Origin of the sequence: Nostoc sp. 106C (assembly GCF_002154725.1) — a bacterium.
Taxonomy (GTDB): domain Bacteria; phylum Cyanobacteriota; class Cyanobacteriia; order Cyanobacteriales; family Nostocaceae; genus Aulosira.
In genome coordinates this window covers 24,501-30,935 of record NZ_MTAW01000236.1, presented here as the reverse complement: position 1 = coordinate 30,935, position 6,435 = coordinate 24,501, and the positions used below count along the sequence as shown (strand labels likewise).

7 protein-coding genes are annotated in these 6,435 nt (G+C 38.7%); all 7 read right to left on the bottom strand.

Annotation, left to right across the window (positions count from 1 at the left end; genetic code table 11):
* Nucleotides 1-312: 312 nt before the first annotated feature.
* Nucleotides 313-1,089 carry a peptidylprolyl isomerase gene (locus tag BV375_RS34815; protein ID WP_086769110.1) on the bottom strand — a complete coding sequence of 259 codons (777 nt, stop codon included), beginning with the start codon at nt 1,087-1,089 and terminating at the stop codon, nt 313-315.
* 27 nt (nt 1,090-1,116) lie between these two features.
* Entirely contained in the window at nt 1,117-2,157 is a 1,041-nt protein-coding gene (locus BV375_RS34810) for an aldo/keto reductase (protein WP_086769108.1), read from the bottom strand.
* Complete coding sequence (locus tag BV375_RS34805) at nt 2,154-3,254, bottom strand: T3SS effector HopA1 family protein (protein ID WP_086769105.1); 1,101 nt, start codon at nt 3,252-3,254, stop codon at nt 2,154-2,156. The genes BV375_RS34810 and BV375_RS34805 overlap by 4 nt, the downstream gene beginning before the upstream one ends.
* Nucleotides 3,255-3,318: 64 nt before the next feature.
* Complete coding sequence (locus BV375_RS34800; protein ID WP_086769103.1) at nt 3,319-4,482, bottom strand: phosphotransferase; 1,164 nt, start codon at nt 4,480-4,482, stop codon at nt 3,319-3,321.
* A 559-nt stretch (nt 4,483-5,041) separates the two neighbouring features.
* On the bottom strand, nt 5,042-5,281 hold the full coding sequence (locus BV375_RS34795; RefSeq protein WP_086769099.1) for a hypothetical protein: 240 nt from the start codon (nt 5,279-5,281) through the stop codon (nt 5,042-5,044).
* A gap of 359 nt (nt 5,282-5,640) precedes the next feature.
* Nucleotides 5,641-5,898, bottom strand: a complete 258-nt coding sequence (locus BV375_RS34790; protein ID WP_086769097.1) for a bacteriocin — start codon at nt 5,896-5,898, stop codon at nt 5,641-5,643.
* Between the two features lie 308 nt (nt 5,899-6,206).
* Nucleotides 6,207-6,416, bottom strand: coding sequence for a hypothetical protein (locus BV375_RS34785; RefSeq protein ID WP_086769095.1), 210 nt, complete (start codon nt 6,414-6,416; stop codon nt 6,207-6,209).
* Nucleotides 6,417-6,435: the final 19 nt, after the last annotated feature.

The following is a 6,435-nucleotide window of genomic DNA, read 5'->3' as shown; positions in this document are numbered from 1 at the left end:
CAACCGTCCCCCAATCGGGGGTTTGGGGGATTCTCCCCCAAATCTTGGTTTTTGTCCGACAGATGAGAACTCTTATCACCTTAACTAAACCGTATTGCCTGATAATCTGCGTTGATTTTTTAAACTTGCTACCTACAAGGCAGCAAGTAAGACGCAAAGAGGAGAGACGCGGTGAGCTATAGCTAAGGGTTGAGTCGCAAAGCAGCATATTCCTATAGAAAAGAATTCACCCTAAAAACGAGGTGGAGAAATTGTTAGCGAGATTTTCCCTTTTATGTCTCCGTGTCCCCATCTCTCCGCGTTTAATCTGTATTAATCCTGATGGTTAGAATTTTTCAAATTTTCCAACCACACTTGGAACAACGAGTCCATAATTTGTTCTCTGACTGCTTGATTCAATTCTATAGGGAACCACTTTTCCACTCTCAGAACGTGATAACCCAGTTTTGATTGCACAGGACCAATAATTTCGCCTTCTTTCGCTTCGGTAAGAGGTTCAGCAATTTCTGGTATCAGTTCTGCCAAATAGCGAATTCCTACAAAGCCGCCATTTTCTTGAGACTGCTTACCCTTAGAATGTTCCAAAGCCAAAGCGCAGAAAGAAGCTTGTCCTTCGCGTAGGAATTGTACGATTTTCCAAGCAGTTGCCAGGTCAGTAACCAGAATTTGCGATAGCGCCACCCGTCTGTAGTTGTCACGGTTGGAAATATAAGCGCCATCTACTGTTGCACCGAACAGATGTTCTTTGAGCTTGTTCTCCAATAGCGCTACTTTAATTCCTTGCGACCATTCGTCTACACTAATGCGCTGCGCCTCCAACCATGCAATAGTTTCTGCATTTCCCCATAACTTGCGTTCCAAGCGAAAAGCATCGCCAGCAGCTTGCCACTCATCATCAGATATTTCAATTGACAACTGATTGCAGTTGGCTAAAACTAATGCCTCACGTTCAGCAGCAACGGCTATTTCTGCAAACTTAGCAGCACGACGCAGATATGCCAATATTTCTGCATCAGTTGCAGAACGGGTTTGTACTGGTTCTTTCGGTAAAACTTTAGGTGGTAGAGTTTGTTCTAATTGTTCTGTCATGGCTAGATGATATTAAGATTGTGATTTTTATCTGCTAACAAGCAAACTTTCAGTCGGAATTTCGTGAGGTTTGATGCGGTTACGATGTAAGTCACCGTAAAGGTTGAGGTAGTTAATTTCTTCAGGGGTAAGTTTGCCCTTTTGCACACCTTGAATCGCTGCATCTACATGTTCGCGAGTTTGCCAACCTGCTAAAGCAACATCAACAGAGTTTTGGCTTAAAGAATAGCGATATAAATCTGGGACTGAAGGTTGCCAGCATCCAGCTGGTAGACCAACTGGAGGTTGCCAAAGAGCACTAAGCATACCTGCTGACTTAAAGGTGACAATTCCTGGTCGATGAGGATCGTTGGCATCTAAATGAGGGAAAACCTTTCTTTGAGCAGTCCGATGTGCCACGTTGTGCCTCACCATGACAACATCCAATAAAGGGCTATTTAACCACTGCTTTGCTAAATCGTGGTCGTGAAAAGAAGCGCCAATATAGCGCACCACACCCATTTTTTTCAGCTTTTCGGAGACACCAAACACTCTTTCTATTTGGCGCTGACACACTGACCCTGGACCGCGGATATCGTCAGAGGCGCTAATGCACTTCTCAAAAGCAGGATGATTATGCTCATCAATCCAGCCCCAGAAAAACACATCAATGTAGTCAATACCCAGGTCGATAAATTGATCGAATAAATAGGTAAATACTGTGTCTGGGGTTCTAATCATGTAACTGACAGTTGCCAGAACCACCTTCTCACGTATCGAGGAACCGCGTCCGCATAATTGGCGGAGTGCGGGACGCATGGAACTATAAAGATATTGATGTAAATCGCTGGAGTAGAAAAAGTAGTTGATGCCTTGGTCGAAGGCATAAAGGGTATCTTCACTGGAGATGTGACCCCCACCTCCTAGTCCTAAACAACTGACAGTTAAGTTAGTCCGTCCAAGTTTGCGGTAAAAAGGTAGATCTGATTGGGCAAATCGACTATTGGCAAGGGCAAGTTCATCTGCGGCAGTTAACTGTGGTTGAAAATCAGGAATCTGGATATTAGGAGCAAGATTAGTAATTTTCATAACTCTAAAGCTGGGTAAATATCTTTAGATTTGGCATTCAGGTAAGGACGTTGCAAGTCAATTTCCATTAAAGAGAATTGTGCCAAAATTGACGCCATTCGTCCTTCTGGCGAATCATCTGCTTGTTGCCAAGCTTCTATCAAACCATTGGCAACAATTTGACAGCGATTCATGCCAAAGCTTTCTTTTTCGCCAAATTTTTGATCTGGTTCTTCAGCGATCGCCAACCCTGGTGCGATCAGCTTAGTAAATAAAGGTACTTCTGGCAAAAAATGGGATTGGTGCTCTGCATACACCCTTTCTAGTATTGGGTGGACATCTTCATAATTATTTTTGTCAAAGTAAAGCACTGCTGAGTCATAACGCCCATAATCTGAAGGGTTATATAGGGCTTTAAAGTTGAAAGGCAGATCTATGGCATTCAGTTGGGTAGTCAAACTTTCCATGACTGCAACTGCACCATCAGTAGTTAAGTTGAAATAGACTCGTACTATATCTTCACCTCTATAAGGGCCTGCATTACTAACTGCCATGTAAAAGCCGTTTTGCACTAAATTTTTCGGCAGTTTGATAGCCACAGGGTTTCCTACAGTTACAGCTTCGTCTTGCGGTTGTAAATGTTTACTGCGGTCAATATGCAGAGTCAAACCACCCTTATGTACTGCTAAAACCCCATCTGATTCTTCTTTCACCACCAGCCAATCGGGGCTAAAATAGCCTTCACCCTTGTTACTTTCATGGAGGCGATTGTAAAACACCACATCCACGCCTAGGAAGGTATTATTTTCTAAATTTTGATTAACTGCTAAATTTGTTGTCTCCCCATCAAGTGCTAAAGCACGTTTTAGAGAACCGTTGTAATAAATGCCGTAGAGAAAATTAGATAATTGCGCGTTTAAATACTTATTTTGTACATCTGAGGGCAATTGCTGAAAGCGTGGAAGTGTTTCAGCTGGTACTTCTACAGGTTTGTAGTCGGGATGGTTAATACAAAATCTCGATTCTATTTGAATTTTATTAACGATATCTTGCAATGAATTCTGCAATGACTCTGGAATAGTTGCCAGTTGTATTGGCAGCGAATCTAGTAGTTGCATAAGTGCTGGCCTTTAACTAAAGGTAAGTGCTCAAAGGGGCAGATGGGAAGAAGAATACCCTCTTTTAAACGGGAGATAAGCTTGTGGATGTAAGTTCTGATGCTTGCATACCAAAAATTGTCGGAATCGATGCTTCTGGACGACATAACAAAGACTTAGCCACTTGCAGCATACAGATACCTGTATTACCAAAAGATTTTTGGTATTGCAGGGTTGATTGAATAGCGATAATCAAATTCCAACCAGCAAATTGTACGACTCGCTGTAAAAAGTCAGGACGATGCTTTAAGATTTCTGGAAAGTGATTTAAATATGCGATCGCTAAAGCAGCAATAGAAGGTTGTATTATTTCCAAGGGTGTTGCCGCCATCCGCAATGATTCATCGATACTCATGGTTTTGCCAGTAATCATGCTACTCAGCCAGATGTGCAGATAGCTACCAATGAGCGTACCTAAATCAAAAGCTGGATCTCCCCAAGTGCACCTTTCCCAATCAATCAATCGTATCGTGCTATTGCCAACACCTTGTTCCCAATCATCAGCCAAAAGGATATTATTTAATTTCAGGTCATTGTGTGTTAGACAACTCGGTTTTAAAGAATTCCCCAGTTCGGCTATAGCTTTACCTAAACTGTCATATCGTTGATACAAGGAAAAAAATTTCAAACCATCAGCAGGAATAGAACCAAAAATTTCTGGGCCAATTCTTTCCAGAGCTTTAAATAAATGGGGAAGTTTTTCGGAGCATTCACTCTCTTGTTCTTGAGTGAAATAAGCTTGATAATCTGTATGGTTGAAAGTTAAACTATGGATGTTGGCTAAAATGATACCTATAGCAGAGGCGATCTCTGTAGGAAAAATATTTTCCTTGCCATAGAAAGCCATTACATCACGATAGTTATTTAAGTAATTAAAAATAATAATGGAATCATCTGGATTAAAGTGCACTCCCTCTGATATCCAGTCGCGCATTTGGCTTAATTCTGGAAATTTATGAACAAATTCTTGAATTTGCCATTCTCGTAAAAAATCACCAGATGTTTTCCCTTCTTGGTTTAAAGGCTCTTGCTTGACCAGAACTTGACGACCGTTTGAGAAACTCAGTAATAAGTTAAAGTTCTTAGCTGATTTCGGCTCAATTTCGGTATTATCTTCAGCGTCTAAACTACATAAATCGCAAGATTTTAGATATTCTAAAACATTTGTCGAACTTAAGAGCATAGTCATAGATCAGGCCGTTTTATAGTTTTATAATTTAATTATTGATTATTTATTTTGATGCTTGTTTTATTATCTAAGGCAATTTTTCTTTATTTCCTCTCCTTTTGCAAGCTTCTATAAAAGATTATTTAGACATAATTTCTGTAGTTATGTCCTGAGAAGAATAACTTATCCATAATCATGCCACAATAAAGCTACAGTAAAGCTTTTAAAAATATAAGTACCTAGCCTATATTCCTGAAAGCTGTACTGTAGTTAAGCAATAATTTCAAATTACTATGAGCAAGATTCAACGCGGAACTAGCTAGCTTATGGCTAAAACCTAGGTTCGCTAATCAGCGGATTGTTTTTTTAAGTTTTAGCCAAAAGGCAGAGACTTAATCTTTTATAAGCCTTGTGCTGAAAGATTTATCTAAAAGTAACAAAAGCTGTTCATGGGCGATCGCCTAACTAGATAAAAGAAAGCATTCTGTTTTTTGGTACTACACCTAATTAGCTTGGTATTATTGGCATGGTTAGTTACTAATAGCTATGGAGATTAGAGCAATCATCCTAAATACCAAGATTATCTTCTGAAATAAGCTACTGTGTTGACATTACCGAAAGTATTTGCATTAGCAGTATTTCCATTAACATTGTTGAAATTAAGATTAACAACAACGCCTGAAGCTGCAACAGATTGAACTTGAACTCCTTGTCCTACAACAACTACTTCATGATCTGTTAACTCTTGAAGAAAGCTTTCAGAGTCGTTCAATAATTCATACCCAACAGCTTGCAACTCAGAAATTTTGATATTAGGCATTGGCTTTACTCCTTCTTGAAGTTAAAACTAGATTATTTGAGAGCAAATTCTTTCAACTGGCAAACTTATTAGAACTTATTTAAGCTCGAATTTATCTATTGTTGCAAAAGTTAATGGCATAAGCGAAAACCTTGATAACAAAAGTTTTTGAAATGTAGGTTAGATCGATAAATAATTTTTGCAAAATCTTTACCTACTAATTTATAACTTTTGCTCAAGCACAAGGATTACTTTATTTAATATAGACAAATTCGAGCTAATCAAACAGAATGGTTTCTTGCCTTCATAGCAAGCAATCGCCCATGAACAGCTTTAATTGCTTTCAAAAATCAAAATCATTGTAAATTGAGTTCACTCAACTACAATATTGTCGTAAGTATTGCCGTATCATCAACAACAGTAACAGCCAGGGCATTAATATTGCCATTATTAGTAGTATCACTCTGGGCATTACCAAAAGTGTTATTGATCGCGCTATTATTTACTTCACTAACGATACTTGCACCACCCTTTATGTTTTGAAGCTCGTTATCATTGATCTCATTGAGAAAAGTTTCGGAGTCCTGAAATAATTTAGATCCAATAGGAAAAAGTTCGGAAATATGTATGCTAGGCATTTTACTTCTTCCTCACTTCAAGTGTGTATAAACACAGTAGCGAAAATAGCTAATATGTGTGAAACAGTAACTTCCCAAGTTCAGCATCAAATCGTTGATATGCGATAGTTTTTATGCTCAAACTATCAAGCTATTAAACATCAAGCTATTAAACAATTATTATTTAGCAAGTTATATAGCTCTTTTTTAGCTATATAACTTGCTGTAATAACAAGCCTACTTATTAAACCCATTCCTACTATGAATATAAACCTAGTAGCTATAATTGAGCTAGCTAAACCAATACATAGTAGGAAAAATTCATTTTTCTAGGCGCTAATAACAATTGATCTAATGGTGTTAACGTTAGTAACCGTGTTAGCGTTAACAGTATTAGCGTTGACTGTAAAGATGGTGTTTAAACCACCTAAAACTTGATCTACTTCGCGGCTTTCAGATAGTTCGTTGAGGAAGCTTTCAGAATCTTGGAACAGTTCAGAGCCAGCAGGACGTAATTCAGAAATTTTGATAACAGCCATGATTTTTCTCCTTCAATAA